26 protein-coding genes and 1 tRNA gene are annotated in these 23,144 nt (G+C 63.0%); 6 read left to right on the top strand and 21 right to left on the bottom strand.

Translation table 11 applies throughout. The features are described from left to right. Nucleotides 1-27: 27 nt before the first annotated feature. A complete protein-coding gene (locus tag C7435_RS04000; protein ID WP_121210143.1) occupies nt 28-654 on the bottom strand; it encodes a class I SAM-dependent methyltransferase in 627 nt (208 codons plus the stop codon). Between the two features lie 112 nt (nt 655-766). On the opposite strand from C7435_RS04000, the gene C7435_RS04005 reads away from it, so the two are divergent. Continuing rightward, complete coding sequence (locus C7435_RS04005) at nt 767-1,678, top strand: LysR family transcriptional regulator (RefSeq protein ID WP_075189879.1); 912 nt, start codon at nt 767-769, stop codon at nt 1,676-1,678. A gap of 66 nt (nt 1,679-1,744) precedes the next feature. Here the strand turns inward: C7435_RS04005 and rpsI are convergent, their stop codons facing one another. Continuing rightward, nucleotides 1,745-2,242: a 30S ribosomal protein S9 gene (gene rpsI / locus C7435_RS04010; protein WP_075189880.1), complete on the bottom strand. Its 498-nt coding sequence runs from the start codon at nt 2,240-2,242 to the stop codon at nt 1,745-1,747. A 1-nt stretch (nt 2,243) separates the two neighbouring features. After that, complete coding sequence (gene rplM, locus C7435_RS04015) at nt 2,244-2,708, bottom strand: 50S ribosomal protein L13 (protein ID WP_075189881.1); 465 nt, start codon at nt 2,706-2,708, stop codon at nt 2,244-2,246. A 213-nt stretch (nt 2,709-2,921) separates the two neighbouring features. Between rplM and C7435_RS04020 the strand changes: the two genes are divergently transcribed. Further along, nucleotides 2,922-4,337 (top strand): alkaline phosphatase PhoX, encoded by a 1,416-nt coding sequence (locus C7435_RS04020; RefSeq protein ID WP_075189943.1) that lies wholly within the window; start codon nt 2,922-2,924, stop codon nt 4,335-4,337. Continuing rightward, complete coding sequence (locus C7435_RS04025) at nt 4,316-5,326, top strand: hypothetical protein (protein ID WP_121210144.1); 1,011 nt, start codon at nt 4,316-4,318, stop codon at nt 5,324-5,326. Before C7435_RS04020 ends, C7435_RS04025 begins: the two co-directional genes overlap by 22 nt. Nucleotides 5,327-5,412: 86 nt before the next feature. Here C7435_RS04025 and C7435_RS04030 read toward each other — a convergent pair whose 3' ends face one another. After that, nucleotides 5,413-5,892, bottom strand: coding sequence for a MarR family winged helix-turn-helix transcriptional regulator (locus C7435_RS04030; protein WP_075189883.1), 480 nt, complete (start codon nt 5,890-5,892; stop codon nt 5,413-5,415). Nucleotides 5,893-5,975: 83 nt separating this feature from the next. Between C7435_RS04030 and C7435_RS04035 the strand changes: the two genes are divergently transcribed. After that, entirely contained in the window at nt 5,976-6,824 is an 849-nt protein-coding gene (locus C7435_RS04035) for a CPBP family intramembrane glutamic endopeptidase (protein ID WP_121210145.1), read from the top strand. A 17-nt stretch (nt 6,825-6,841) separates the two neighbouring features. Here C7435_RS04035 and C7435_RS04040 read toward each other — a convergent pair whose 3' ends face one another. Beyond that, entirely contained in the window at nt 6,842-7,867 is a 1,026-nt protein-coding gene (locus C7435_RS04040; protein WP_075189885.1) for a COX15/CtaA family protein, read from the bottom strand. A 153-nt stretch (nt 7,868-8,020) separates the two neighbouring features. Here C7435_RS04040 and C7435_RS04045 point away from each other — a divergent pair, with 153 nt between their 5' ends. Beyond that, nucleotides 8,021-9,286, top strand: a complete 1,266-nt coding sequence (locus C7435_RS04045; RefSeq protein WP_121210394.1) for an NAD(P)/FAD-dependent oxidoreductase — start codon at nt 8,021-8,023, stop codon at nt 9,284-9,286. A 185-nt stretch (nt 9,287-9,471) separates the two neighbouring features. Here the strand turns inward: C7435_RS04045 and C7435_RS04050 are convergent. The 6 genes from C7435_RS04050 to C7435_RS04075 all read right to left on the bottom strand — a co-directional run bounded on the left by C7435_RS04050 (nt 9,472) and on the right by C7435_RS04075 (nt 13,217). Then, nucleotides 9,472-9,549: transfer RNA gene (locus C7435_RS04050), tRNA-Pro, on the bottom strand. Nucleotides 9,550-9,669: 120 nt separating this feature from the next. After that, nucleotides 9,670-10,122: a MerR family transcriptional regulator gene (locus C7435_RS04055; RefSeq protein WP_075189887.1), complete on the bottom strand. Its 453-nt coding sequence runs from the start codon at nt 10,120-10,122 to the stop codon at nt 9,670-9,672. A gap of 30 nt (nt 10,123-10,152) precedes the next feature. Beyond that, the gene (locus C7435_RS04060; protein WP_075189888.1) at nt 10,153-10,458 is read right to left on the bottom strand and encodes an integration host factor subunit alpha; all 306 of its coding nucleotides are present in this window, start codon (nt 10,456-10,458) and stop codon (nt 10,153-10,155) included. A 98-nt stretch (nt 10,459-10,556) separates the two neighbouring features. Further along, nucleotides 10,557-11,534 (bottom strand): beta-ketoacyl-ACP synthase III, encoded by a 978-nt coding sequence (locus C7435_RS04065; RefSeq protein ID WP_121210146.1) that lies wholly within the window; start codon nt 11,532-11,534, stop codon nt 10,557-10,559. Next, entirely contained in the window at nt 11,531-12,586 is a 1,056-nt protein-coding gene (gene plsX / locus C7435_RS04070; protein ID WP_075189890.1) for a phosphate acyltransferase PlsX, read from the bottom strand. Before plsX ends, C7435_RS04065 begins: the two co-directional genes overlap by 4 nt. 97 nt (nt 12,587-12,683) lie before the next feature. Beyond that, the gene (locus C7435_RS04075) at nt 12,684-13,217 is read right to left on the bottom strand and encodes a ubiquinol-cytochrome C chaperone family protein (RefSeq protein ID WP_121210147.1); all 534 of its coding nucleotides are present in this window, start codon (nt 13,215-13,217) and stop codon (nt 12,684-12,686) included. A 118-nt stretch (nt 13,218-13,335) separates the two neighbouring features. Here C7435_RS04075 and C7435_RS04080 point away from each other — a divergent pair, with 118 nt between their 5' ends. Next, complete coding sequence (locus tag C7435_RS04080) at nt 13,336-13,830, top strand: outer membrane protein assembly factor BamE (RefSeq protein ID WP_075189944.1); 495 nt, start codon at nt 13,336-13,338, stop codon at nt 13,828-13,830. 138 nt (nt 13,831-13,968) lie between these two features. Here the strand turns inward: C7435_RS04080 and C7435_RS04085 are convergent, their stop codons facing one another. The 10 genes from C7435_RS04085 to nrdR all read right to left on the bottom strand — a co-directional run bounded on the left by C7435_RS04085 (nt 13,969) and on the right by nrdR (nt 23,141). Beyond that, nucleotides 13,969-15,081, bottom strand: a complete 1,113-nt coding sequence (locus C7435_RS04085; RefSeq protein ID WP_121210148.1) for a serine hydrolase domain-containing protein — start codon at nt 15,079-15,081, stop codon at nt 13,969-13,971. 530 nt (nt 15,082-15,611) lie between these two features. Continuing rightward, the gene (locus C7435_RS04090; RefSeq protein ID WP_075189893.1) at nt 15,612-17,705 is read right to left on the bottom strand and encodes a sodium-translocating pyrophosphatase; all 2,094 of its coding nucleotides are present in this window, start codon (nt 17,703-17,705) and stop codon (nt 15,612-15,614) included. 198 nt (nt 17,706-17,903) lie between these two features. Further along, nucleotides 17,904-18,422, bottom strand: a complete 519-nt coding sequence (locus C7435_RS04095; protein ID WP_121210149.1) for a hypothetical protein — start codon at nt 18,420-18,422, stop codon at nt 17,904-17,906. Between the two features lie 40 nt (nt 18,423-18,462). Continuing rightward, nucleotides 18,463-19,425, bottom strand: a complete 963-nt coding sequence (gene thiL, locus C7435_RS04100) for a thiamine-phosphate kinase (RefSeq protein ID WP_121210150.1) — start codon at nt 19,423-19,425, stop codon at nt 18,463-18,465. A 3-nt stretch (nt 19,426-19,428) separates the two neighbouring features. Then, nucleotides 19,429-19,911, bottom strand: coding sequence for a transcription antitermination factor NusB (gene nusB, locus C7435_RS04105; protein ID WP_075189896.1), 483 nt, complete (start codon nt 19,909-19,911; stop codon nt 19,429-19,431). Nucleotides 19,912-19,913: 2 nt separating this feature from the next. Then, on the bottom strand, nt 19,914-20,342 hold the full coding sequence (ribH, locus tag C7435_RS04110) for a 6,7-dimethyl-8-ribityllumazine synthase (RefSeq protein WP_121210151.1): 429 nt from the start codon (nt 20,340-20,342) through the stop codon (nt 19,914-19,916). Further along, nucleotides 20,339-21,460, bottom strand: coding sequence for a 3,4-dihydroxy-2-butanone-4-phosphate synthase (ribB, locus tag C7435_RS04115; RefSeq protein WP_121210395.1), 1,122 nt, complete (start codon nt 21,458-21,460; stop codon nt 20,339-20,341). The genes ribH and ribB overlap by 4 nt, the downstream gene beginning before the upstream one ends. Before the next feature lie 15 nt (nt 21,461-21,475). Next, entirely contained in the window at nt 21,476-22,081 is a 606-nt protein-coding gene (locus tag C7435_RS04120; RefSeq protein ID WP_121210152.1) for a riboflavin synthase, read from the bottom strand. Next, complete coding sequence (locus C7435_RS04125) at nt 22,081-22,656, bottom strand: RibD family protein (RefSeq protein WP_121210153.1); 576 nt, start codon at nt 22,654-22,656, stop codon at nt 22,081-22,083. The genes C7435_RS04120 and C7435_RS04125 overlap by 1 nt, the downstream gene beginning before the upstream one ends. Next, entirely contained in the window at nt 22,653-23,141 is a 489-nt protein-coding gene (gene nrdR / locus C7435_RS04130; RefSeq protein WP_075189900.1) for a transcriptional regulator NrdR, read from the bottom strand. The genes C7435_RS04125 and nrdR overlap by 4 nt, the downstream gene beginning before the upstream one ends. Between the last annotated feature and the right edge of the window lie 3 nt (nt 23,142-23,144).

Raw genomic sequence — 23,144 nt, forward strand, 5'->3', positions numbered from 1 at the left:
GTCCTGCAATCCTGCGCGTGAAAACGGTCAACCAGCCGGTTTGCGGGCGACAATGAAGAGCGCCGCCGACGGCTTGGCGCGCCATTCATACTCGATCTCAAAGCCGGCATCGGCAATCTCGCGCTTCAGCGTCTTGGCGCCAAACGCCTTCACCGGCGGAAAGGCGCCCAGCATTCGCCCGATCGGCAGGATGGGGACCATGAACCAGAAACCGTCCAGCAGGCAGGCCGTGCTGGTAATGAAAAGACCGCCCGGCTTCAACAGCTGTCGCGCCTTGGCCATTGCCGCATGACGGTCGTCGAGCAGGTGCAGGATGCTCATCCCCAGGACCATGTCGAATTGACCTGCAGGAAGGTCGAGCTCGAGAAAATCGCCGCGCTCATAGCTGATATTGGTCAATCCCTCTTCGTCCCCCCGAGCCTTGGCGATACGCAACATTTCGCCCGACAGGTCGGTTGCCAGGATCGACCCGGCATGGGGTGCCAGACGGCGGGCATTTCCGCCGGTGCCGCAACCGAACTCCAGCATGCGGGTGTCCGGGGTCAGATGGCTGCGGATCCGGTCCAGCTTGTGTTCCCAGCCGGGGATGTCCGCGATGGGTTGGGTCGAGTATTTCTCGGCGATCTTGTCCCACCAGCGGTGCGCTTGCGTCATGTTCTGTCTCTCCCGGCCACGACCACCCGTCGTGATCGCCTCGGCTGATATTTAGGCATACGCAGACCGGATATGAATTGCCGCAAAACGGGTTTCTGATATACGAAAACCCATGAATTGGTCCGCTATCGCCTTCGACTGGAATCAGATCCGCGCCTTCCTCGCCACAATCGAGGAAGGGTCGTTCTCCGGCGCTGCCCGCGCCCTGGGGCAAACCCAACCCACGCTGAGCCGACAGATCGCGGCGCTGGAATCGGACCTGGGCGTCACGCTATTCGAGCGCAATCGGCGCGCCACCGTGCCGACCGGCGCCGCCATGGAATTGGTCGAACATGTCCGCTCCATGGGCGAAGCCGCGCAACGGATATCCCTGACCGCCTCCGGCCAGTCCAGCACGATTGAAGGGCTGGTGACCGTGACGGCGACCAATATCATGGCCTCCTACTACCTGCCGCCGATCATCCGGCACATCCGCGAGACGGCACCCGGCATCCGGCTGGAGATCATCGCCTCGAACGAGTTGCACGACCTGCAAAAGCGTGAAGCCGACATTGCGATCCGTCACGCAAGACCCGAACAGCCCGACCTGATCGCGCGACTGGTTGGCGAAACGACCGGCCATCTCTACGCCCATCCCGACTATCTCGACCGGGTCGGACGACCGACCTCAATCGACGACATCAATCGCATGGATTTCATCGGGTTCGAGCAGAATGAACGGGTGATCGAGGCCCTCAACGCGATCGGACTCAGCCTCACGCCTGACAATTTCCCCATCAGTTGCGGCAGCAGCACCGTTCACCATGCGCTGGCCATGCAGGGCCTGGGCGTGACGCCGATGACGCGCGACTGGATCGAGCAGCATTCGGAGCTGGAGGAGCTGTGGCCGGCGCTGCCGCCCATCCCCGTCCAGACCTGGCTGGTCACCCATCGCGAGCTCAATACCAGCCGCCGTATCCGACTGGTCTTCGATGCGATCGCGGACGGGCTGGCAAAACAGGCGCGGTCGCGCCGCCGAAGCTGAGACAAAAAGAAAACGGGCGGCGCCATTGGCACCGCCCGTCTTGTATTCGGCGTGTTCCCGTAAAGCTTAGCGCTTGGAGAACTGGAAGGAGCGGCGGGCCTTGGCCTTGCCGTACTTCTTACGCTCGACGACACGGCTGTCGCGGGTCAGGAAGCCACCGGCCTTCAGGACCGGGCGCAGGCCCGGCTCGAACAGCTGGAGGGCCTTGGAGATGCCGTGACGCACAGCACCGGCCTGGCCGGACAGGCCACCACCGACGACGGTGGCGACAATGTCGAACTCGTCAACGCGCTCGGCGGCCTGCAGCGGCTGCTGGAGCAGCATGCGCAGGACCGGACGGGCGAAATAGGCTTCCTGGTCACGGCCATTGACCGTGATCTTGCCATTGCCGCGCTTGATCCAGACGCGGGCGACCGCGTTCTTGCGCTTGCCGGTGGCATAGGAACGGCCGTGCTCATCGATTTTGGGCTCAGCCGGAACGGACTCGTCAGCCACCACGGTGCCGGCATCGGCTTCCTTGATGACGTCTTTGAGGTCTTCGAGCGAGCGGGCTTCTTCAGACATATCAGCCTCGCGTATTCTTGGAGTTCATGGACTTGAAATCGACCACTTCCGGCTGTTGCGCCTCGTGCTTGTGGTCGGGACCGGCGTAAACACGCAGGTTCGAGAACTGCTGACGCGCCAGCGGGCTGTCTTTCGGCAGCATGCGCAGCACGGCTTTCTCGACAACGCGTTCCGGGAAACGGCCGTCCAGCAGTTTCGCCGGGCTGGTTTCCTTGATCCCACCCGGGTGACCGGTGTGGTGATAATAGCGTTTGTCATCGCGCTTGGTGCCGGTGAAGACGACCTTCTCGGCGTTCACGATGATGATGTTGTCGCCCATGTCGACATGGGGGGTGTAGTCCGGACGGTGCTTGCCGCGCAGGCGGGTGGCGACATAAGCAGCGAGGCGACCGACAACGGCACCTTCTGCGTCGATCACGACCCACTTTTTAACGACATCCGCCGGCTTAACGGAGATGGTTTTCATAATAATCCTGCCTCAGGCCTGATTGGATCAGGTTGAATTCGAGCGCGCCGTTTAGGGGGGATTTTCCACTCGGTCAAGCGGGTGTCCGATTTTAGCTGTAATTTTATACACCTAGGGATGCGGTTAAATAATACCGTATGCTGCAGCGGCGTCATGCATCCGTCGCGAAGTCGTTGTAGTTACAAGGTGATCACGCACGCCCTGGAGAGCATCATGTCCCTGTCCCGACGCCATTTCCTGCGCAACAGCGCTGCCACCACCCTCGCCTTTTCCGGCCTGGCTGCCCTGTCGGCCTGCCAGCGTCGCTATCCGGCCGAACAGGGCTATTTCAACCAGGTCGAAGGCTTTGGTGATCTGCAGGTCGATCCGGACGGCCTGTTCGATCTGCCCCGCGGCTTCACCTATGACGTGATCTCCTCGGCCGGCCAGCCGATGAGCGACGGCCTCATCGTGCCCGGCGATTTTGATGGCATGGCCTGTTTCCAGCGGACCGACGGGCGCCTGGTCCTGGTGCGCAATCACGAATTGCGTGTCGGTGAGACCGACAAGAGCCCGTTTGGCGTCGACAATGCCGGGCTCGAATTGATTGATCGCTCGCTGGTGCATGACTGGGACGCCGACGGCAATCCGCATATTGGCGGCACCAGCCATGTCGTCCTCAATCCGGAAACCCTCGCCGTCGAAGACGAATACCTGTCCCTGGTCGGCACCATCAATAATTGCGCCGGCGGCCAGACACCATGGGGCACCTGGCTGACGTGCGAAGAAAACGAAACCAATGCCGGACCGGAAGCCGGTGTCGAACATGGTTATGTATTCGAGGTTCCTGCTGACGCGACCGGCCTGGTCGAACCGGTCCCCCTCAAGGCAATGGGCCGTTTCCGCCACGAGGCCGTTGCCATTGATCCGCGGACGCTGATCGCCTACCTCACCGAGGACCGGTATGATGCGTGCCTGTTCTACCGCTTTCTGGCCAATGTGCCGGGTGAGCTGGCGCAAGGCGGCCGGCTGCAGGGTCTCGCCGTGCGTGGCCGTCCGGGCTTGGATACCCGCAATTGGAACGGTGCCGACATCGCGCAGGGCGAATGGCTGGACGTCGAGTGGATCGATCTCGACGATGTCGAGGCGCCCAATGCCGACCTGGCCCTGCGCGGGATCGCCGCCGGCGCCGCCAAATTCACCCGCGGCGAAGGCATCTGGTGGGGCGATAATGAGTGCTATTTCACCTGCACCGACGGCGGCCCGGAGCGTCTCGGCCAGATCTGGCGCTATCAGCCCAGCCCGGCCGAAGGCGAAGCGGACGAAACAGCCGAGGCCGGTCGTCTCCAACTTTTCTTCGAGAGCCATGACGATGCCGTGATGGAGCGCTGCGACAATCTCTGCGTCGCGCCCTGGGGCGATCTGATCGTCGTCGAGGATGGGCCGCAGGACCAGTACATCCGCGGCGTGACGCCCGATGGCGAGGTGTATACGATTGGACGCAATGCGGCCTCCGGGCCGGAAGGTCAAAAAAGCGAGATTTGCGGTCCATGTTTCAGTCCCGACGGTTCGACCCTGTTTTTCAACGTTCAGCGCTATCCCGGACAAACCTTCGCGGTTCGCGGTCCTTGGCCCGCGCCTTCGCTCTAGGCGCTTCGCTGCTGGCACTCGCCGCCTGCGGTCCGAACGCGGAAGCGCCGGAAGGCGAGACGGCGGAGATTGAGGAAACCGGCCCGGTCGAGGTGCTTGTCACTGCGGCCTTCACCGCTGTTGAGGGTGGCGGCGGCCCGGTCGGTTTCCTGCCCGATCCGAACGCCCCTTCCTTGGGCTTTGTGCTGTCTGCACCCGGCGCCGGCGGGATCGACATTTTCGATCTCGACGGGCTCCTCAAGACCCGCCATGCCGGTGAACGCCTTACCGGTCTGGCTGTTGCGCCGGCCTTCGAGCTGCGCGGTGAAGCCCTGCCGCTCATTTTCGGATCGGTCAGCGACGCCAATGCCGTCCGGGGCTATGCCGTGGTGCGCGACGGTGCCCAGGTTCTCGACCTGCCGCTTGGCGCCATCGAGCCGGTCGACGGCGTCGCCGGGCTGTGCCTGATGCGTGAGGGCGTCGGCTTTGTCGAGCTGGTCATTCTGGGCACCGGTGCCCATGCCGAGATTTGGCGTGTCCGCGATGCCGGCAGCGACCAGCTCAGCGTCGAACGCGTCCGTGATTTCCCACTGCCCGCGCCGGCACGCCAGTGCGCGACCCTGGACGGCGACATCTACACGGCCAGCCCGGTCGGCGGCATTGCCCGCCTGTCCGGTGACGGCACGATCCTGGCCGAGGATCCCTTCCGGGCTGCCAATCTCACGCTCGGGGACTTCAACGGCACCCAGCGCGTGCTCGCGACCAGTGGCAGTGGCGAGACAGTGGAAAGCTTTGACGCGGAAACACTGGTGCGGGGCGCCTCGCTCGACATTGTCGACGGACTCTCAACCCCCGGCATCCAGACACCCGCCGCCCTCGCCGTCACCGATGCTGATTTCGGCTACACCGCCTACGCCAACGGGCTGATGGTCGTGTTCGATGAGGGTGCCGGCCGTCTCAAAGTCGTCTCGCGCGATGCCCTGATCCGGGCCGTTGTGGCGCAAGACTAGCGACGGGTTGAAATTCGATCAGACATCAAGGTGAGCCGCGCACGCGGCTCATTTTGCATGGCCCTGTTTGCATGGCCATGGCCCGGTCAGGAAACCCGGTCGACCAACGGCGTCGCCTTCAGCGATCGGACCGCTTCCACGGCCTTGGCCGCCAGATCGACGCCCAACTCGTCAAACAGCGCGTCCATGGCCGCGCGAATTTTCTCCAGCATGATCATCATCAGATCATACTGGGTCCTGCCTAGCGCAGTGAATTCCAGAACCTTGCGGCGACTGTCCGATGAGTGAGGCCGCTTGGACACAAGTCCCAGCTTGATGAGGAGCGCCACCCGTTGGGTCGCAACCTGGTGCGGCTGGTCCAGCGCGGTTGCGATATCCGCTGCAGTGACGTCGGGCACTTCACCAATCATCAGCACGGTGGAAATGGCGCGCGGCGGAATGACGATGCCGGCTGTCTGCAACAAGACCTCACCCTGATCGGCAAGGGTTTCAACCAGCCGCAGAAGCTTGTTCGACACGAAAGCGCCGCTCAGCCGGTGGGTGTCCATGATATTGCTGTCACGCATGGCTTGCCTTTATACAATTAATTGTACAATTATGTGCATAAATTACACCTGACGGCCTCACACGTAAAGGAAAGCCGCACACCATGACCGAAACCCAGGCTGACAAACGCACGACTGTCATCACCCTGCTGGTATTTATCGGCATTCTCACAGTCCTGAGCGCCCTCGCCCACTACGCCATCGTCGCGCTCATTCCAACCTCGCTCTATGTCGGCACCCTCATGATGATGCCGGCCGTGGCGGCCTTCCTGACACTCAAACTCCGCCGCCGGACGATCGCGTCACTGCCCTGGAAATGGGGCAAGCACGGCGCCAATCGAGCCGGTTACCTGATCCCGGTTCTCTACGTATCGATTGCCTACGGGCTTGTCTGGCTGACCGGGCTGGGCGGGTTTGGCAATGCCGAAACCATTACCGAATGGGGGCAGTCACTCGGACTGCCGGAAGCTCCGGCCTTCGTCGTGATCGGCTTGATGGGCGTGCTGATGGCCGTCGTACAATTCGTCAAATCATTGGGCACGATCGCCGGTGAGGAAATCGGCTGGCGCGGCTTCTTTGTGTGGGAGTTGCGCAAGATCTTCTCTTTCAATGCCACATGCCTGATCAGCGGCGGCATCTGGGCCGTCTGGCACTACCCGGTCATCATTGCCTATGGCGGCGGCAACACCCTGTTTCAGCTGGCGTGCTTCACCGTGATGATCATCGCGATGAGCGTCATCATGACCTACTACACGTTCAAGAGCGGGTCGGTTTGGCCTGCCATCATGTTTCACGGCGCCCACAATATCTACATCCAGAAAATCTTCACGCCCTTGACGGTGGAGAATGCCTCAACCGCCCTGTGGACCGATGAATACGGACTCATGATCCCGATCACCGTGAGCCTGATCGCGATCATCTACTGGCAGCGCGCGCGCCGGGCCGGTCTCTAGCCTGACGAGGGCGTCTCTCAGACCGCCCGCCGCGCCGTCCAGGCCGCCCAGACCGTGGCGCTGAACAACAGGATCGCCCCCGCCTGGTGGGCCAGCGACAGGTGCAGCGGCACGACCGATACCAGGGCCGCAATGCCCAAAGCCATCTGGCCGATCACCAGGGCCGGCAGAATGATCATGAAGGGTTTCAGCGACACCCGCGGCTCACGCCAGATCAGGACGGCATGCGCAAATACGCACAGCGCCACCAGATAGGCCATCCAGCGATGGTGCATCTGGACGGCGGCATGGCTCTCGAAAATCGCCGGCAAGAACGACATGCCGCCGAGATAGTCAGACGGGATCAGCTCGCCATTCATCAGTGGCCAGGTGTTGTAGATGCGTCCGGCATCGAGGCCGGCCACAAACGCCCCCAGCAAGACCTGTACGAAGATCAGCGCCAGCAGACCAGTGGTCACACCGGCCAGTCGTCCCCGGCGCAGCGGCGGCGGGCCGAAGCGCGCTTCCAGCGACAGCCAGATCGAAGCCCCCAATATGATAAAGGCCATGCCCAAATGCGTGGCCAGCCGGTATTGGCTGACATCGAGCCGGTCGGACAATCCGCTCGCCACCATCCACCAGCCGATCGCGCCTTGAGCGCCGCCAAGCAGGAAAAGCCCGAACAGGCGCGGCTTGAGGCGGGCGCTGAGATGGCCGCGCAGCCAGAAGAAAACGAAGGGCACGAAATAGACCAGGCCGATCAGGCGACCGAGCTGGCGATGGCCCCACTCCCACCAGAAGATGAATTCGAACTCGGCCAGCGTCATCGCCGAATTCTGGACCTGGAACTCGGTCGTCTGCTGATAGAGCGAAAACTCACGTTCCCAATCCGCTTGGCTGAGCGGCGGGATGGCGCCGGAGATCGGCTTCCACTCGGTGATCGACAGGCCGCTATCGGTCAGGCGCGTGGTGCCGCCGATAATGATCATGGCGCAGACGAGCGCGGCAACGACGAGCAGCCAGAGCGAGACGGCGCGGCTTGTGGTGCTGGAATGATACGACATGCAATCTCCCGGGCGGGCTACCTACCCCATCCACGCCGCAGCACAAGCCTTGTGCCTCACCGCCGGACCCCGACATGATGATATTGCACTCGCAGGACTGGACCGGACGCGCCATCATGTCGCAAGCGGTTCGCGAATTGGGGAGAGATGCGCGTGAGCAATACCGACGAGACAGTCGTCATTCTCGGCGCCGGCCAGGCAGGCGGCCAGTGTGCCGCGTCGCTGCGGCGCGGCGGCTTTGCCGGTCGTATCGTGCTGGCGGGCGACGAGCCCCATCCGCCCTATCAACGCCCGCCCTTGTCCAAGACCTATCTGTCCGGCGAGATCGATGAAAGCCGGCTGTGGCTGCAGCCGCCGGAAACCTGGGCAGAGCAGAATGTCGAGCTGCACCTGGGCAGCGAAGCGACCGAAATCGACCGCGATGCCCGCATCGTGCGCTTTGCCGACGAGTCGAGCGAGACCTATACCCATCTCGTCCTGGCGACCGGATCGCGGGTCCGCCGCCTGCCCGTCTCCGGCGCGGATCTCGACGGTGTGCGCTATCTGCGCACCATTGCCGATGTCGACGCCCTGAAGGCCGATTTCGCGCCCGGCAAGCGCATCGCCATCATCGGTGGCGGTTATATCGGTCTGGAAGCGGCCTCCGTGGCCCAAAAGTGCGGCGCCGAACCGGTCGTGATCGAAGCGATGGACCGGTTGCTGGCCCGCGTCGCCGTCCCCGAAGTTTCGGAATTTTACCGCACCGCCCATGAAACGCGCAGCGTTTCGGTGCGGCTGGACAGCCAGGTCGCGGCGCTCAAGGCCAAATCCGGCCTGTTCTCACGCGGCAAGCACGTGCAGGCGGTCAAACTGACCAGTGGAGAGACGATTGCCTGCGACAGTGTCCTCGTCGGCATCGGCGTCATCCCCAATCAGGAATTGGCCGCGGCCAGCGGTCTCGCCACCGCCAACGGTATCTGCGTCGGCGCCGAGTGCCGCACCGATGACCCGGCCATTTTCGCCATCGGCGATTGCGCCGAACAGCACAACTGGCTCACCGGCACCCGCCTGCGCCTGGAAAGCGTGCCCAATGCCCTCGACCAGGCCAAGCACGCCGCCGCGGCGATTTGCGGCGCGGCCGCACCGAAACCCGAAGTGCCCTGGTTCTGGTCCGACCAGTTCGATCTCAAGCTCCAGACCGCCGGCCTGATCGGCCAACACGACACCACCATCACCCGTGGCGGCGACGGTGAAACCCCGCGCAGCTTCTTCCACCTCGCCAATGGCGTCCTCATTGCCGCCGACTGCATCAATGACCCGCAAAGCTTCATGGCCGCCAAGATGATGATCCTGAAACGCGCCAAGCCGGACCCGGTCGCGCTGGCGGATCCGGAGATGGCGATGAAGGATGTGATGAAAGCGGCTATGGCGGGGGTGTAAAGGCGGTCGCGCGCGTCTGCCACCTGCCTTCCCTCTCCCTGGGGAGAGGGTCAGGGTGAGGGGTAAATCCCGGTGACCGCAGAGCGAATCCCCCTCATCCGGCCCTTCGGGCCACCTTCTCCCCAAGGAGAAGGTGGGTTGATACCCGCAACGGGGTCAGAATTGTCGAGAACATCGCAAGCAAATGGTCGGAGCGGCGAGATTCGAACTCGCGACCCCCGGTCCCCCAGACCGGTGCGCTAACCGGGCTGCGCCACGCTCCGACACTCACTTGCTGGACAGGCAGGCCCGTCCGATGGGGAAGTCGCTTATAGGGGGAGGTTTGCCGCTGGGCAACAGGCCTGTCAGCACCATCTGCGGTGACGACGCCCGGGCACCCAGGGTCACGGTTCCAGCGCCGCTTTCAGCTTGGCCTGGGCGTTTTCCAGGTCGGCGAGGATATCATCGAGCTGGCGTTGCGCGCCATCAGCCGGACGCGGTTTGGCCGGCGTCCGCACGGTCGGTGTTTCACGATCCGCGGCATCGATTGCCAGCGCGTCACGCGGCTGGCTGCCGGACGGGTCACCCATTTCCATCACGGCAGCGACACCATGATCCTTGAAATATTTGCGGGCGCCCTTGATCGTGTAGCCGTCCTCATAGAGAAGACGCTTCACGCCGCGCAGCAATTGCAGGTCTTGCGGCCGGTAGAAACGGCGGCCACCGGCCCGTTTTAGCGGGCTGATCTGGGCGAATTTGCTTTCCCAAAAGCGCAGCACATGCGCGGGGATATCCAATTCCTCAGCGGCTTCGCTGATGGTTCGAAATGCGTCTGCAGACTTGTTCGTGACCGACATGCGCTGTTCGCGTCAGTCTGCGGGTCCGCCCTAATCCTTGGACAGAGCCGAGTCGACGCGCTCCTTTAGTACTTGTGACGGTTTGAACACCAGAACGCGGCGGGCCTCAATCGGCACTTCCACCCCGGTCTTCGGATTACGCCCCACACGTCCACGCTTGTCCCTGAGCAGGAACGAGCCGAAGGAGGAGAGCTTCACGGACTCGCCTTTCGCCAGCGTGTCCGAAACCATGCCCAGCACGGATTGGACCAGATCTGCGGATTCCTGACGAGACAGACCTACCTCCCGGTAGACTGCTTCCGCCAGATCCGCTCGCGTCAAGGTTTTATCTGCCATGGCTATCCCCACAAAGACGATATCAGGCTACGCCCCGAAACCGGGTCAGGTCAACGCCAAGGTCTTGGATAGGTGCGAGAAACTCTGGAAAATGTCGATCAGAACCGGGCCAGGGCTGCGCCCCAGGTAAATCCGCCGCCCAATGCTTCCATCAAAACCAGGTCGCCCCGCTTGATCCGACCGTCCTGCACAGCGCGGTCAAAAGCCAGCGGGACCGAGGCTGCCGACGTGTTGCCATGGTCGGCGACGGTGGAAATCACCTTCTCGGTCGGGATCGACAACTTGCGCGCGACACCCTCGAGAATGCGCTGATTGGCCTGGTGCGGCACGAACCAGTCAACCTCCTCGATCGTGACGCCTGACCGGCCCGCAATCGTGGTCATCGACTCTGCAATATTGGTGATGGCGTGCCGGAAGACCTGATTGCCGACCATGCGCAAATGCCCGACCGTGCCCGTCGAGGACGGACCGCCATCGACGTGCAGCAAATCCTTGAAACGCCCGTCCGAGCGCAGATAGGTGCCCAGAATGCCGGACCGCTCGGGACCGCTGGCGGTCTCGTCGGCCTGCAACACCATGGCACCGGCGCCGTCACCGAACAGGACGCAGGTCGAACGGTCGGTCCAGTCGAGGATACGCGACATGGTCTCGGCGCCCACCACCAGAGCGGTCCGGGCCTGACCACGAGCGATCATGTTGTCCGCCATGGCAAGCGCATAGACAAAGCCGGTGCACACAGCCTGGACGTCAAACGCGGCGCCCTTGGTCGCCCCGAGGCGCGCCTGCAACATGGTGCCAACCGACGGGAAGGTGAAATCCGGCGTCGTGGTGGCAACCACGATCAGGTCGAGGTCTTCCGCGGCCAGACCGGCATCGTCCAGCGCACGCCGGGCTGCCCGTTCGGCCAGATCACAAGTGGTCACCCCCTCGCCCGCAATATGGCGCTGGCGGATCCCCGTGCGCTCGCGGATCCAGCTGTCGCTGGTATCCACCATCGCCGAGATCTCATCATTGGTGAGAATCCGTTCGGGCAGATGCGAGCCGATACCGGCTATACGCGAACTCAATTCAGTCATGACGCGGCTGCGACTTCCTGTTCTTCGAAACTGGCAAACTTGTCGAGATTGGCGCGAATCTGGGCCATGAAATCGCTCTGCGCCATGACATAGGCAAGGCCGAGTGCCGAGGCAAAGCCCTCGCCATCGGCACCGCCATGGGACTTTACCACGATGCCCTTGAGACCCAGCAGCACGCCGCCATTGATATAGCGCGGATCCATGCGCTGACGCAGGCGTTCAAGCGCGCCCAGCGACAACAGGCCGGCCGCCAGCTTGGCCAGCAGCGAACTGGTCAGCGCATCACGCACCCAGCCGGCCACGAGGCGGGCCGTGCCTTCAGCCGTTTTCAGCGCAATATTGCCGGTGAAACCGTCGGTGACGACGACATCGATACCGCCGGCGGAAATGTCATTGCCCTCGATGAAGCCCTGATACGCGATGTCCAGATTGGCCTTGCGGATCAGCTGATCGGCCTCACGGACGGTGTCATTGCCCTTGAGTTCTTCCTGACCGACATTCAACAGGCCGACACTGGGCGCCTCGCCGCCGAACACGGCACGATGATAGGCCTCGCCCATGATCGCAAACTCGACCAGCTGGGTCGCATTGCATTGAACATTGGCCCCCACATCGAGCACCACGGTGTGGCCCTTCGGGGTCGGCCAGTTGGCCGAGATCGCGGGGCGGTGGACGCCCTTCTTCATGCGCAGGATGACCTTGCTGATCGCCATCAATGCGCCGGTATTGCCCGACGACACGATGGCGCCCGCCTCACCCGCCTTGACGCTCTGGATCGCGTTCCACATCGACGAGCCGCGCGCCCGGCGCACGGCTTCGCTGGGCTTGTCAGTCATCTGGACCAGCGTGTCGGTGTGGCGCAGCTCGCACACGGCGGCGACCTTGGGATGTTTGGCCAGCAAGGGGGCCAGCAAGGCCTCGTCGCCGTGAAGGAGGTAGGTTGCCTTGCGGTCCGGCCAGCGCTTGAGCGCGTGTCCGATGCCCTCGACGACCGCCTCCGGTCCGAGATCGCCGCCCATGGCGTCGACCGAAATCGTGGGGATACCTGTCATGAGTAGCGGTGCTCAGTCCCTCGCAGAGGCGCCATGCGCCAAAAAGCTCGCGGAACTTAGACCATGACCGAAGCAATGCAAGGCAGCAAGGCGGCGATCAGGATTGCGGGAAATCGGGCGCCGCGCCATCAAGAAGCGCTTGCCCGCCCTGGCCGTTCAGCGCCTCGACCGCCGAGTTGACGTATAGGGCAAGGGCGGGCGCACGCGGATCATCCGGCCCGGCATTGAACACATTCCGCGCCAGCACGGCCTGCAATTGGCCGGGATCGGGACTGTCGATGGCATCGCGAAGGGCTTCGGCACGGCCATAAAACCCCTGCGCCATGAAGCGGATTTTCTTGCCGACGCCCGAATCCCCGACTCCCATTTCGCGCATGGCGGCGTCGAAATCATCAAACATGGTGTCAAACAGCGCCTGGCTGAGCCCGCGGGCCGGGTCGCTGTCGACCGGCTTCAGGGTCAATACGACCACGGCGCAATGCAGGATGATCATCTCGAACCGGCCCTCCACCGTGTCCGGCACGCCAAGCCCGGCATAGAGATGCGGCGCGCGGGCCGCTGTCACGACGTCACGATACAATGCCTCGGCCCGGCGTTTTTCCGGCTTGCGGCTGAAAAGACGGTTCAACATGCGATCCGCACTCCCAAGAATTGGCGCTTGAAGCTAAGCTCGCCCTTGGTTAGGTCAAGACAGGGCCGCACGCGTCATCACGTCGCGCGGGGCTGATCCCATGTCGCAGGAGTTCCTGATGAAGCGTCGCGTTAGCCTTACAGTCCTGATTGCCGCTTGCGCGATCGGCGCCTCGGCCTGCAATCCGGTCCTCCGCTCGCACGGCTATCGCTACACGACGCAGGAAGAGCCCAATATCGTGGTCGCCGAGGACACGGAAAGCTCCGTATTGTCGCGCCTTGGCAACCCGTCGACCCGTGGCACATTTGAAGACAATACTTGGTATTACATCTCCGCGACACGCGAGAGCCTCGCCTATCTGCGGCCCGCCACGCGCGATCGCCGCATCATTGCCGTCACCTTCGACGCAGAGGGCGTGGTCAGCGAAGTGTCTGAATACGGTCTGGAAGACGGCCGCGTCGTCGCCTATGCCGGTCGCGAAACCCCGACCCGTGGCCGGGAGCTGACCTTCCTCGAGCAGCTGCTCGGCAATGTCGGACGGCTCCCGACGGAACAATTCGGTGGCGAACAGAACCTGCCCGGCGGCGCCGGCGGCCCGCGTCGGGACCAGTAAGACGATCGGCATAACAGCGTCGCATCCACAAAAAAAGCCCCGACCATCCGGTCGGGGCTTTTCTTTGCTGAAGGCCCGGACACAGGCCGGCCTCAGCGGCGTTTGTCATCCAAGGACGTTCGCCGGCAGCGCTCGGGATTATTCACCACATCCCATCATGGTTTCCATCAATCGCGCTGACAGGGCGAACATTTCACCCTGGCTTTCATCCACATTGGTCATGATGGCCACGGCGTAACCTGACTGGATATCGAAGGCCGACGTCATGTTGGACGCCCCGTTGGAGCCCGACTGGGTCGAGACAAGGCGGGGCTCGCCACACAGCTCCCAGTCCCGATAGCGGCCGCCAAAAGCATAGGCTTGCTGTGGCGCCTGCACCGTCCGGAACAACTCCAGGCGCGCCGCGCTCAACACACGCCCATCGGCAAGCGCCCGCTCCAGTGCGATCATGTCCGCCGCGGTCGTATAGCTGCCGCGAAAAAAGCTCGGCGACCAATAATCGCCCTGCCCCGCCGGGTCGCCCGGGTCGAATCCGATCGCGACATCATCTACCCGCGGGTCGGTATTGAACAGGTCGTTGAGATAGCCGCCACTCTGGCGCATTTGCGCCGGATCGAAGACAAAGCGCGCCCGCAATTGCGGGTAAGGCAGGCCTGTCACTTCCTCCAGAAGGTGTTGAACCAAAAGCCAATTCGACAGGACATAGTCGAATTGCGCCCCCGGCTCGAAGCCGAGATCACCGCTGGCGTAGAGCGAAACAGCATCAGGGACACGGATCGCTTCGACCGCCTCCATCTCGCCATTGGCAGCCCGTCGGAACGCCTGGAGAATGTCATTGGGAAGGCCTGACTGATTGCTCAGGATATGGCGCAGGGTCAGCTGGTCGCCGGTATCGCTCCGGTAATCGGGAAGATAGGCCGAGATCGGGGTGTCAATGTCCAGCACCCCCTCATCCATCAGGGCGAAAACCACGATTGCCGCGAAATACTTCTCGACCGAGCCGGTCTGGAATGCCGTATCCGCTGTCAGCGGCCGCGCGGTATCCGGGTCCGCCACGCCAACGACCAGTTGATAGGCTGGGTGCCCTGGCGCGCTCGACATGATGACGCCATTGAAGTCATGCGCTTCGACCCATTCACGCGCTATCGCGTCTACCGCCTGATCGTGCGCCATCACAGCCGGAGTTGAACCGGTATTCGCGGAACATGCGGCCAGCCCCGCCGCCAGGGCAATCGTCAAAATATGCGTCATGGAAGACCTGTCTCCTTGCTATCGCGGCGGGTTCCGGTGCCGCAGCCATGAAGCAAGGCTAGCTGACCTGACCCCGCCAATCATCGCCGCTCGACGATCCATCGCCACCGCCGAACGATTGCCCCGCGCCGAGCGCGACGTCGACGTGCCGACCCCGCTCCCGGCCACTTGCCGTCTCCCTGGGAGTAAGGTGCGCACAACGCGGATGAGGGGGGAAACGCCTCCGCCCACCGGGACTTGCCCCTCACCCTGACCCTCTCCCAAGGGAGAGGGAAAGCGCGCCACATCAAAAAATCGAGAAAACTTGTCCGCCCCCCTTTTCGCCCACCCCATCATCACTCCCGTTCCCAGGCCATGGATCGGTTATCCAGGGGATTGGGGAGAGCGAAGCGCATCCGGTCTGGCGGGCCTGTCAGGCCGCCTATTCCGACGCCGAGGAAACCTGGAAATCGCGCTGCGAGACCCTGGCAAAAAGAAGGAGCTCCGGCCGCTGGCCGGAGCTCCCAGATCGTCTCGATGATCCTGCCTGACTAGTGGGCCAGGAAGGCCAGCAGCAGCAAGGCCACGATATTGGTGATCTTGATCATCGGGTTCACAGCCGGGCCGGCGGTGTCCTTGTAGGGATCACCGACGGTATCGCCGGTCACGGAGGCCTTGTGGGCTTCCGAGCCCTTGCCGCCATGATGGCCGTCTTCGATATACTTCTTGGCATTGTCCCAAGCGCCGCCGCCGACAGTCATGGAGACCGCGACAAACAGGCCATTGACGATGACACCCAGAAGCATCGCGCCGACTGCCGCCAGTGCCTGCGCCTGACCGGCGATGGCATTGATGGCAAAGTAGAGCACGATCGGCGACAGGACGGGCAGAAGCGATGGCACGATCATCTCGCGGATCGCGGCCTTGGTCAGGATGTCCACGGCGCGGCCATAATCCGGCTTTGCCTTGTACTCCATGATGCCCGGGATTTCCTTGAACTGGCGGCGCACTTCGGCGACCACGGCCGTGGCCGCACGGCCCACCGCCATCATCGACATGCCACCGAACAGGTAAGGCAGCAGCCCGCCGAACAGCAGGCCGACGATCACATACGGATTCTCGAGCGAGAAGTCCGGCTGGATGCCAAGCAGGTGTTCAACATCGGTCGTATAGGCCGCAAACAGGACCAGGGCGCCGAGACCGGCGGAACCGATCGCATAGCCCTTGGTGACCGCCTTGGTCGTGTTGCCCACGGCGTCCAGCGTGTCGGTCGTGTTGCGGACGCTTTCATCGAGCCCAGCCATTTCAGCGATACCGCCGGCATTATCGGTGACCGGCCCGAAGGCATCGAGAGCCACGATCAAGCCAGCGAGCGCCAGCATGGTTGTCACCGAGATGGCAATGCCGAACAGGCCCGCCAGCATGTAGGTGCCGAGGATGCCGCCAATGATGATCAGGGCCGGCAGCGCCGTCGATTCCAGCGAAACCGCGAGGCCCTGGATGACATTTGTGCCGTGCCCGGACTCAGACGCCAGGGCGACCGATTTGACCGGGCGGTACTCGGTGCCGGTGTAGTATTCAGTGACCCAGATAATGGCCGCCGTGACGACCAGGCCGATGATCCCGGAATAGAACAGGTTCATGCCGGTGATCATCTTGCCATTGACCTCGGCGATATCGCCCATGCCGATCGTGAAATCGGTCACGAAATAAAGCGCACCGATGGACAAGACACCGGCAACGATGAGGCCCTTGTAGAGCGCCCCCATCACATTGGTGCCCTTGCCCAGGCTGACAAAGAAGGTGCCGATGATGGACGTGACGATACAAGCCGCCGCGATCATCAGCGGATAGAGCACCATTGTGGTGGCCAGTCCGCCGGTGAAGAAGATGGCGGCGAGCACCATGGTGGCAACCACGGTCACGGCATAGGTCTCGAACAGGTCAGCCGCCATGCCGGCGCAATCACCGACATTGTCACCGACATTATCGGCAATGGTGGCGGCATTCCGCGGATCGTCTTCGGGAATACCCGCTTCAATCTTGCCGACCATGTCGCCACCGACATCCGCACCCTTGGTGAAGATACCGCCGCCGAGACGGGCGAAAATCGAGATCAGCGACGCGCCGAAGCCGAGCGCGACCAAGGAGTCGATGATGACCCGGCCATTCTCTTCACTGCCGAGCACGAAGCCCATCGGACCGGTCAGAATCCAGTAATAGCCAGCGACACCCAGCAGGGCCAAACCGGCGACCAACATGCCGGTCACCGCACCGGAGCGGAACGCGACGGCCAGGCCTGCAGCCAGGCTCGTGCTGGCAGCCTGGGTGGTGCGCACATTCGCGCGGACCGAGACCAGCATGCCGATAAAACCGGCAGCGCCCGACAGGACGGCGCCAATGGCGAAACCCAGCGCGACCTGCCAACCAAGGAAGACAGCGATCAGGACGCAGACGGCGACGCCGACGATGCCGATGGTGGTGTATTGACGTTTGAGGTAGGCGTTCGCGCCTTCCTGAATGGCCGATGCGATTTCCTGCATCTTCTCAGTGCCTGCACTCGCCGCCATCAAACGCTGGGTCTGCACGACCCCGTAGATGATGGCGAGAACAGCTGCCGCAATGGCCAACAAAAGCATGTTCATGGATTCCAGCCCCGTTTGTTCACTTCGTTGTGGTCTCGGAATGAATGCAGGGAGTCATGCGCGTGTGCCCACGCCGACCTTAGACATCTCCCCGCTTTTGTTCTTATTGTTGGGGGGACTATGCCCAAAGCATTAGAGCGGTGCAACACGCACTCTTTAACAAGTCAAAACATTGACTTGCTGCAGCGCAATATAGAATTATCGACGAAAGAGCCGGGTATCGGCATTGCGAATCTCGACACGCTCGATTGCCCGCGGTCCGTAATGCTCGGCCAACGCCGCCTGCCACACGGCCACCGCCCGCGTCACGTCGAGGCCGGAGCCTTCGACATTGGACACGGAATTGCGATAGGCCGCCCGGACGGCAGCATCGAGCGCGTAATGCGCGTCGTCGCGGATGGACCAGATATTCTGCCCGTCAGCGATACGGACCCGGATCTGCACGTAGGCAAAGCCGGTCAGCCGGCCTTCGCGCGACAAGGGCGCGACCACGGTCGGCATGGTGAAGGAACGCGGATCATCCTCGTCCTCTTCCTCGACTTCGTCCTCTTCGTCGTCGGACCCGGCAAGATTGAAGAGCGTCAGGATGCGGTTGCCACGCTGGCCGCCTTCGGACTCATTTCCGGAATCCGCCGGCGGCGACGCCAAGGCCAAGCCCGGCACTGGCGAAGCCGACACCAGAAGGGCAGCAAACAGGAATGCAAAGACGGAACGCATGACAGCCTCTCAATCACGACAGGAGACTGACAGACTTGCCTCAAAAATGCGTAAACCCGGCCGTCTGCGGCTCAAGGCGGCGCCCGTCGGCGGTTTCGGCCACGACGCCGGCCCCATCACGCACCGCACCAATCCGGGTCAACGACAGACCAAGCCGACCGCCCAGCGCTGTCAGCGCAGCGCTGTCGTCCGACGATGCGGTAAACAGGAGTTCATAATCATCACCCGAGGTCAAAAGCGTTTCGACCTGTCCACCGTCGCGCAGCCAAGCGTGCGCGGTGGGCGAATGCGGCACGGCATCGACATCAATCCGGATCGCACAGCGGCTCGCCATCGCGACATGACCGGCATCGGCCAGCAACCCGTCAGAGACGTCAATTGCTGCACTGGCGAAACCGCGCAGCGCCTGCCCGAGCGCCAAGCGCGGCTCTGGCGCCTCATAGGCGGCGCAACAAGCGGCGAGGTCGCCCCCTGCCCCACCGGCCGCCTTCAGGCCAAGACCGGCATCGCCAACCACGCCGGAGATCCAGACATCATCGCCAATACGCGCGCCGTTGCGACGCAGCGCGGTTCCGGCCGGCACGGTTCCGACCAGGGTGAGGCTGATCGTCAGGGGGCCCGGTGTCGATGTGGTGTCGCCGCCGATCAGGGTGAGACCGAACCCCGCCTGCTCACGGTGCAAGGCAGCCGTGAATGCGGCGCGCCAATCAGCATCCAGCTCGCGCGGCCAGGCGATGGCCGACAGATAGGCCCGCGGAACGGCGCCCATGGCGGCCAGGTCGGACAGGTTGGTCCGCAGCGTCCGGCTCGCGACGACTTGCGGCGTGTCGGTCTCGAGGAAATGCACGCCGGCAACCAGTGTGTCGCAGGCCAGCACCAGATCCTCGCCCGCTCCGGGTGTCAGCAAGGCGGCGTCGTCGGCCAGGTCGAGAGCGGCGGGATCGCCTTCTGTCAGCGGCTGCAGCCGCTGTCGGATGAAGTCGAACTCGCCGTCGCCGGCCATCGCCTAGAATTCGTCCGGACGGGCGCCGCGGGCGCAGCGATCAAAGGCTGCATTGATGAATTTGGGTTCCGAGCCCTCGAAGAAGGCATTGGCGACCTCGATATATTCGTCGATCACAACGCGGGCCGGAACGTCCTTGCGGTACAGGAGTTCAAAACCGCCGACACGCAGGATCGCACGCACGGTCGCATCGAGACGTTCTAGGCGCCATTTGTCGGCCAACAGCGCATCCATCGCCGGATCGACCTCGGCCTGGCGCTCGACCACGCCGGCCACCAGGCTCTCGAAGAAATCCTCATCCGCCTCAACATATTCCGGACCTTCATGGTCGGCGCCGAAACGATGGTCGCGAAACTCGCGGATGACAGCACTGGCACCCAGCCCGCCGATTTCCATCTGGTAGAGCGCCTGAACAGCGGACAGACGGGCCGCCCGACGCAGACGGGCGCGGCTTTCCGACGGGGTTTCCTTGCTGGCAGTGGCCATGCTCACGCGCTCCTGAAGCGATTGCGCAGCTCGATCAGCATCATCGCTGCATTGGCTGCGTCCGCGCCTTTATTCTTGTCGACCGCCCGCTTCAAGGCCTGGGCGCGGTTCTCGACCGTCAGGATACCATTTCCGACGGGAATGGCACGCAGGTTCAAATCCATGATTCCCCGCGCAGATTCGCCGCAGACATAGTCGTAATGAGAGGTTTCGCCACGAATGACACATCCCAAAGCAACATAGCCGTCATAGCCGGCCCCGGCCTTTTCGGCCTGGGCGATGGTGCCGGGAATTTCCAGCGCGCCGGGAACTTCCACAACGTCATGGGCAAAGCCCTTGGCCTCAACGGCTTCAACGGCGCCCTTGATCAGGGCATCGGCGATATCACGGTAGAAGGTGCCCGCAATGATGAGATATTTCGGCGCGCTCATGCGTCACCCTCCGGAAAATGCCGCTCTTCGCGGATGGACAGACCATATCCTTCCAAGCCCACAATCGTCTGCGGCTTGGTTGACAAAAGCACCATGTCGCGCACGCCGAGATCGAGCAGGATCTGGGCGCCGACACCATATTCGCGCAGACGCCGCGCTTCACGCTCGTCCTGCGGCAGGCTGGGATGGGCGCCAAGGCGCTCGATGATGGCGGTGTGCGAGGTCTCGCGGATAAAGACCATCACCGCCGGTCCCTTGGCCTCAGCGATGGCGCGGATCCCGGCCTCGATCAGCTCACCGCGCGGACCGCTCTCATGCAGGACATCGTCGACGAAACTGACCTTGTGCATGCGCACCGTCGTGGGTTCCGACGCATTCGGTTCGCCCTTGACCAGCGCCACATGCTCGGCACCGTCCAGGGTGTTGCGGAAGACGATCAGTTTGAACGGACCGCCAAATTGACTGGTGAACTCGCTTTCGATCCGGCGCTCGATGAAGCGGTCATTCTTGCGACGATAGGCAATCAGGTCGGCAATCGTGCCGATTTTGAGACCGTGCAACTGGGCAAAGGCGACAAGGTCCGGCAGGCGCGCCATCGACCCGTCCTCATTCATGATCTCGCAGATCACACCGGCCGAACCGGCACCGGCCAGACGCGCGACATCAACCGAGGCCTCGGTGTGGCCGGCGCGGACCAGCACGCCGCCATCACGGGCAACCAGCGGGAAGACATGGCCCGGCGTGGCGATATCGTCGGCGCCCTTGGACGGGTCGGTCGCAACTTCGATGGTACGGGCCCGGTCATGAGCGGAAATGCCGGTGGTGACGCCCTCACGCGCTTCGATCGAGGTGGTGAAGGCGGTCTGGTGGCGCGAGCGATTGTCGCTGGACATCAATTTGAGATCGAGCTGTTCGACCCGCTCCTGGCTCATCGCCAAGCAGATCAGGCCGCGGCCATGCTTGGCCATGAAGTTGACCGCGTCCGGCGTGGCGAACTTCGCGGGGATGACCAGGTCGCCCTCATTCTCGCGGTCCTCGGCATCGACCAGGATGAACATGCGCCCATTGCGCGCATCCTCAATGACGTCCTCGATGGGGGAAAGTGGGATGTCGCTCACGCGCGTCTCCAAATATCAGGCCGGCGAGAATTCGCTCAGGCGGGCGGCGTAGCGCGCCATGAGGTCAACCTCAAGATTGACGTGCGCGCCAATTTGCAGCGCGCCCAGCGTCGTGACCTCGGCTGTGTGGGGAATGATCATGAGATCAAAGCTGTCGGCGGTCACGTCATTGACGGTCAGCGACACGCCATCAACGGTGATCGAACCCTTGCGGGCGATGAAACGGTTGAGTTCGGCCGGGGGCCGCACGGTCAGCACGATCCACTCGCCCTCATCGCGCCGCTCGACAAGTTCGCCGACACCATCGACATGGCCGGTAACCAGGTGCCCGCCCAGCTCCTCGCCCAGTGCCAGCGCACGTTCAAGATTGACCGGGTCACCCTCGCGCCAGTCGCCGAGTGTGGTCAGGCGAAGTGTCTCCGGGGAAATCTCGACCGCAAACCAGCAGCCCTCGCCCGACACGCCCTTGTCGACCACGGTCAGGCAGGTGCCGGCATGGGCGATCGACGCACCGAGCGCGATCGTGTCGGCGTCATAGGGCGCCTCGATCTCAAAGCGTCGCACAGTCTCGCCACTGATCGCGCGGATGCGGCCCTTGGCGGTGACAATCCCGGTGAACATCAGCGTATCCGTTCGTATGTTTCCTGCAGGTCGGCGCCGCGTTCAACGACACCGGTCCGCCTGAAAATGGGGGCTTCATCCAGCGTCTCAAGGCCCAGCGCTGCCATCACAGGCAATCCGTCGCCGCCGAGAACGATCGGAGCGCGGAACCATTCGATGCAATCAACCAGGTTCGCCTTGATCATGGCGGCGGCTATCTTGCCACCCGCCTCGACCATCACACGCTCATGGCCGGTGATGGCGCGAGCAAGATCACGGTGCGGGATCAAGGTCACCGACCGGTCGCCGCCCTTGAACACGGCGGCATCGCCCGGTGTCCGCCCGGTTGAGTCCATGATGATGACATCCGGCTGGCGCTCGCAGCCGCCTTCGGGCCGAGCCGTCAATTGCGGGTTATCGGCGAGTACGGTGCCGATACCGGTGAGAATGGCATCATGCGCCGCCCGCATCCGGTGCACCACGGCACGGCTTTCGGGACCGGTGATCCATTTGGACGCGCCATTGCCCAGCGCAATCATGCCGTCGAGCGAGGTGGCAAGCTTGAGCGTGACCCGCGGTCGCTCGGTGCCGGTCATGCCCCGCCGTCGTCGTCAGGTTCGCCGAAATGAGCGGTGAGCGCTTCATCGGTGATGAATTCGCGGAAATCCTCAACCTTGTGGAAGTCCTTGTAGACCGAGGCGTAGCGGACATAGGCCACAGCATCGAGGTTTTTCAGGCCTTCCATCACCAGTTCACCGACGCGATCCGAGGTGACATCGGTCTCGCCGGTCGATTCGAGGCGGCGCACGATGCCGGAAATCATCTGGTCGATCCGGTCCGGTTCGATATTGCGCTTCTGCATCGCCAGCTGGATCGAGCGATTGAGCTTTTCACGATCAAACGGCACCCGGCGTCCCGACTTCTTCATCACCGTCAGCTCGCGCAGCTGCACGCGCTCGAACGTGGTGAAACGGGCCGCGCAGGACGGGCATTGCCGCCGACGCCGGATGGCATTCCCGTCCTCGGCAGGACGGGAATCTTTGACCTGGGTGTCAGGATGACCGCAAAAAGGACAACGCATGCG

The sequence above is a fragment of the Maricaulis maris genome, from assembly GCF_003634045.1.
Lineage (GTDB): Bacteria > Pseudomonadota > Alphaproteobacteria > Caulobacterales > Maricaulaceae > Maricaulis > Maricaulis maris.

What these genes read in the sequence shown, in the direction of transcription:
- C7435_RS04075 (WP_121210147.1), bottom strand. Translation starts at nt 13,217, where the DNA reads ATGTTGAACCGTCTTTTCAGCCGCAAGCCGGAAAAACGCCGGGCCGAG.
- C7435_RS04020 (WP_075189943.1), top strand. Translation starts at nt 2,922, where the DNA reads ATGTCCCTGTCCCGACGCCATTTCCTGCGCAACAGCGCTGCCACCACC.
- ribH (WP_121210151.1), bottom strand. Translation starts at nt 20,342, where the DNA reads ATGAGCGCGCCGAAATATCTCATCATTGCGGGCACCTTCTACCGTGAT.
- C7435_RS04005 (WP_075189879.1), top strand. Translation starts at nt 767, where the DNA reads ATGAATTGGTCCGCTATCGCCTTCGACTGGAATCAGATCCGCGCCTTC.
- C7435_RS04080 (WP_075189944.1), top strand. Translation starts at nt 13,336, where the DNA reads ATGAAGCGTCGCGTTAGCCTTACAGTCCTGATTGCCGCTTGCGCGATC.
- C7435_RS04035 (WP_121210145.1), top strand. Translation starts at nt 5,976, where the DNA reads ATGACCGAAACCCAGGCTGACAAACGCACGACTGTCATCACCCTGCTG.
- thiL (WP_121210150.1), bottom strand. Translation starts at nt 19,425, where the DNA reads ATGGCCGGCGACGGCGAGTTCGACTTCATCCGACAGCGGCTGCAGCCG.
- C7435_RS04095 (WP_121210149.1), bottom strand. Translation starts at nt 18,422, where the DNA reads ATGCGTTCCGTCTTTGCATTCCTGTTTGCTGCCCTTCTGGTGTCGGCT.
- C7435_RS04085 (WP_121210148.1), bottom strand. Translation starts at nt 15,081, where the DNA reads ATGACGCATATTTTGACGATTGCCCTGGCGGCGGGGCTGGCCGCATGT.
- C7435_RS04065 (WP_121210146.1), bottom strand. Translation starts at nt 11,534, where the DNA reads ATGACTGAATTGAGTTCGCGTATAGCCGGTATCGGCTCGCATCTGCCC.
- C7435_RS04030 (WP_075189883.1), bottom strand. Translation starts at nt 5,892, where the DNA reads ATGCGTGACAGCAATATCATGGACACCCACCGGCTGAGCGGCGCTTTC.
- rplM (WP_075189881.1), bottom strand. Translation starts at nt 2,708, where the DNA reads ATGAAAACCATCTCCGTTAAGCCGGCGGATGTCGTTAAAAAGTGGGTC.
- C7435_RS04125 (WP_121210153.1), bottom strand. Translation starts at nt 22,656, where the DNA reads ATGACCGGCACCGAGCGACCGCGGGTCACGCTCAAGCTTGCCACCTCG.
- C7435_RS04055 (WP_075189887.1), bottom strand. Translation starts at nt 10,122, where the DNA reads ATGTCGGTCACGAACAAGTCTGCAGACGCATTTCGAACCATCAGCGAA.
- rpsI (WP_075189880.1), bottom strand. Translation starts at nt 2,242, where the DNA reads ATGTCTGAAGAAGCCCGCTCGCTCGAAGACCTCAAAGACGTCATCAAG.
- C7435_RS04090 (WP_075189893.1), bottom strand. Translation starts at nt 17,705, where the DNA reads ATGAACATGCTTTTGTTGGCCATTGCGGCAGCTGTTCTCGCCATCATC.
- C7435_RS04040 (WP_075189885.1), bottom strand. Translation starts at nt 7,867, where the DNA reads ATGTCGTATCATTCCAGCACCACAAGCCGCGCCGTCTCGCTCTGGCTG.
- C7435_RS04060 (WP_075189888.1), bottom strand. Translation starts at nt 10,458, where the DNA reads ATGGCAGATAAAACCTTGACGCGAGCGGATCTGGCGGAAGCAGTCTAC.
- plsX (WP_075189890.1), bottom strand. Translation starts at nt 12,586, where the DNA reads ATGACAGGTATCCCCACGATTTCGGTCGACGCCATGGGCGGCGATCTC.
- C7435_RS04000 (WP_121210143.1), bottom strand. Translation starts at nt 654, where the DNA reads ATGACGCAAGCGCACCGCTGGTGGGACAAGATCGCCGAGAAATACTCG.
- nrdR (WP_075189900.1), bottom strand. Translation starts at nt 23,141, where the DNA reads ATGCGTTGTCCTTTTTGCGGTCATCCTGACACCCAGGTCAAAGATTCC.
- nusB (WP_075189896.1), bottom strand. Translation starts at nt 19,911, where the DNA reads ATGGCCACTGCCAGCAAGGAAACCCCGTCGGAAAGCCGCGCCCGTCTG.
- C7435_RS04120 (WP_121210152.1), bottom strand. Translation starts at nt 22,081, where the DNA reads ATGTTCACCGGGATTGTCACCGCCAAGGGCCGCATCCGCGCGATCAGT.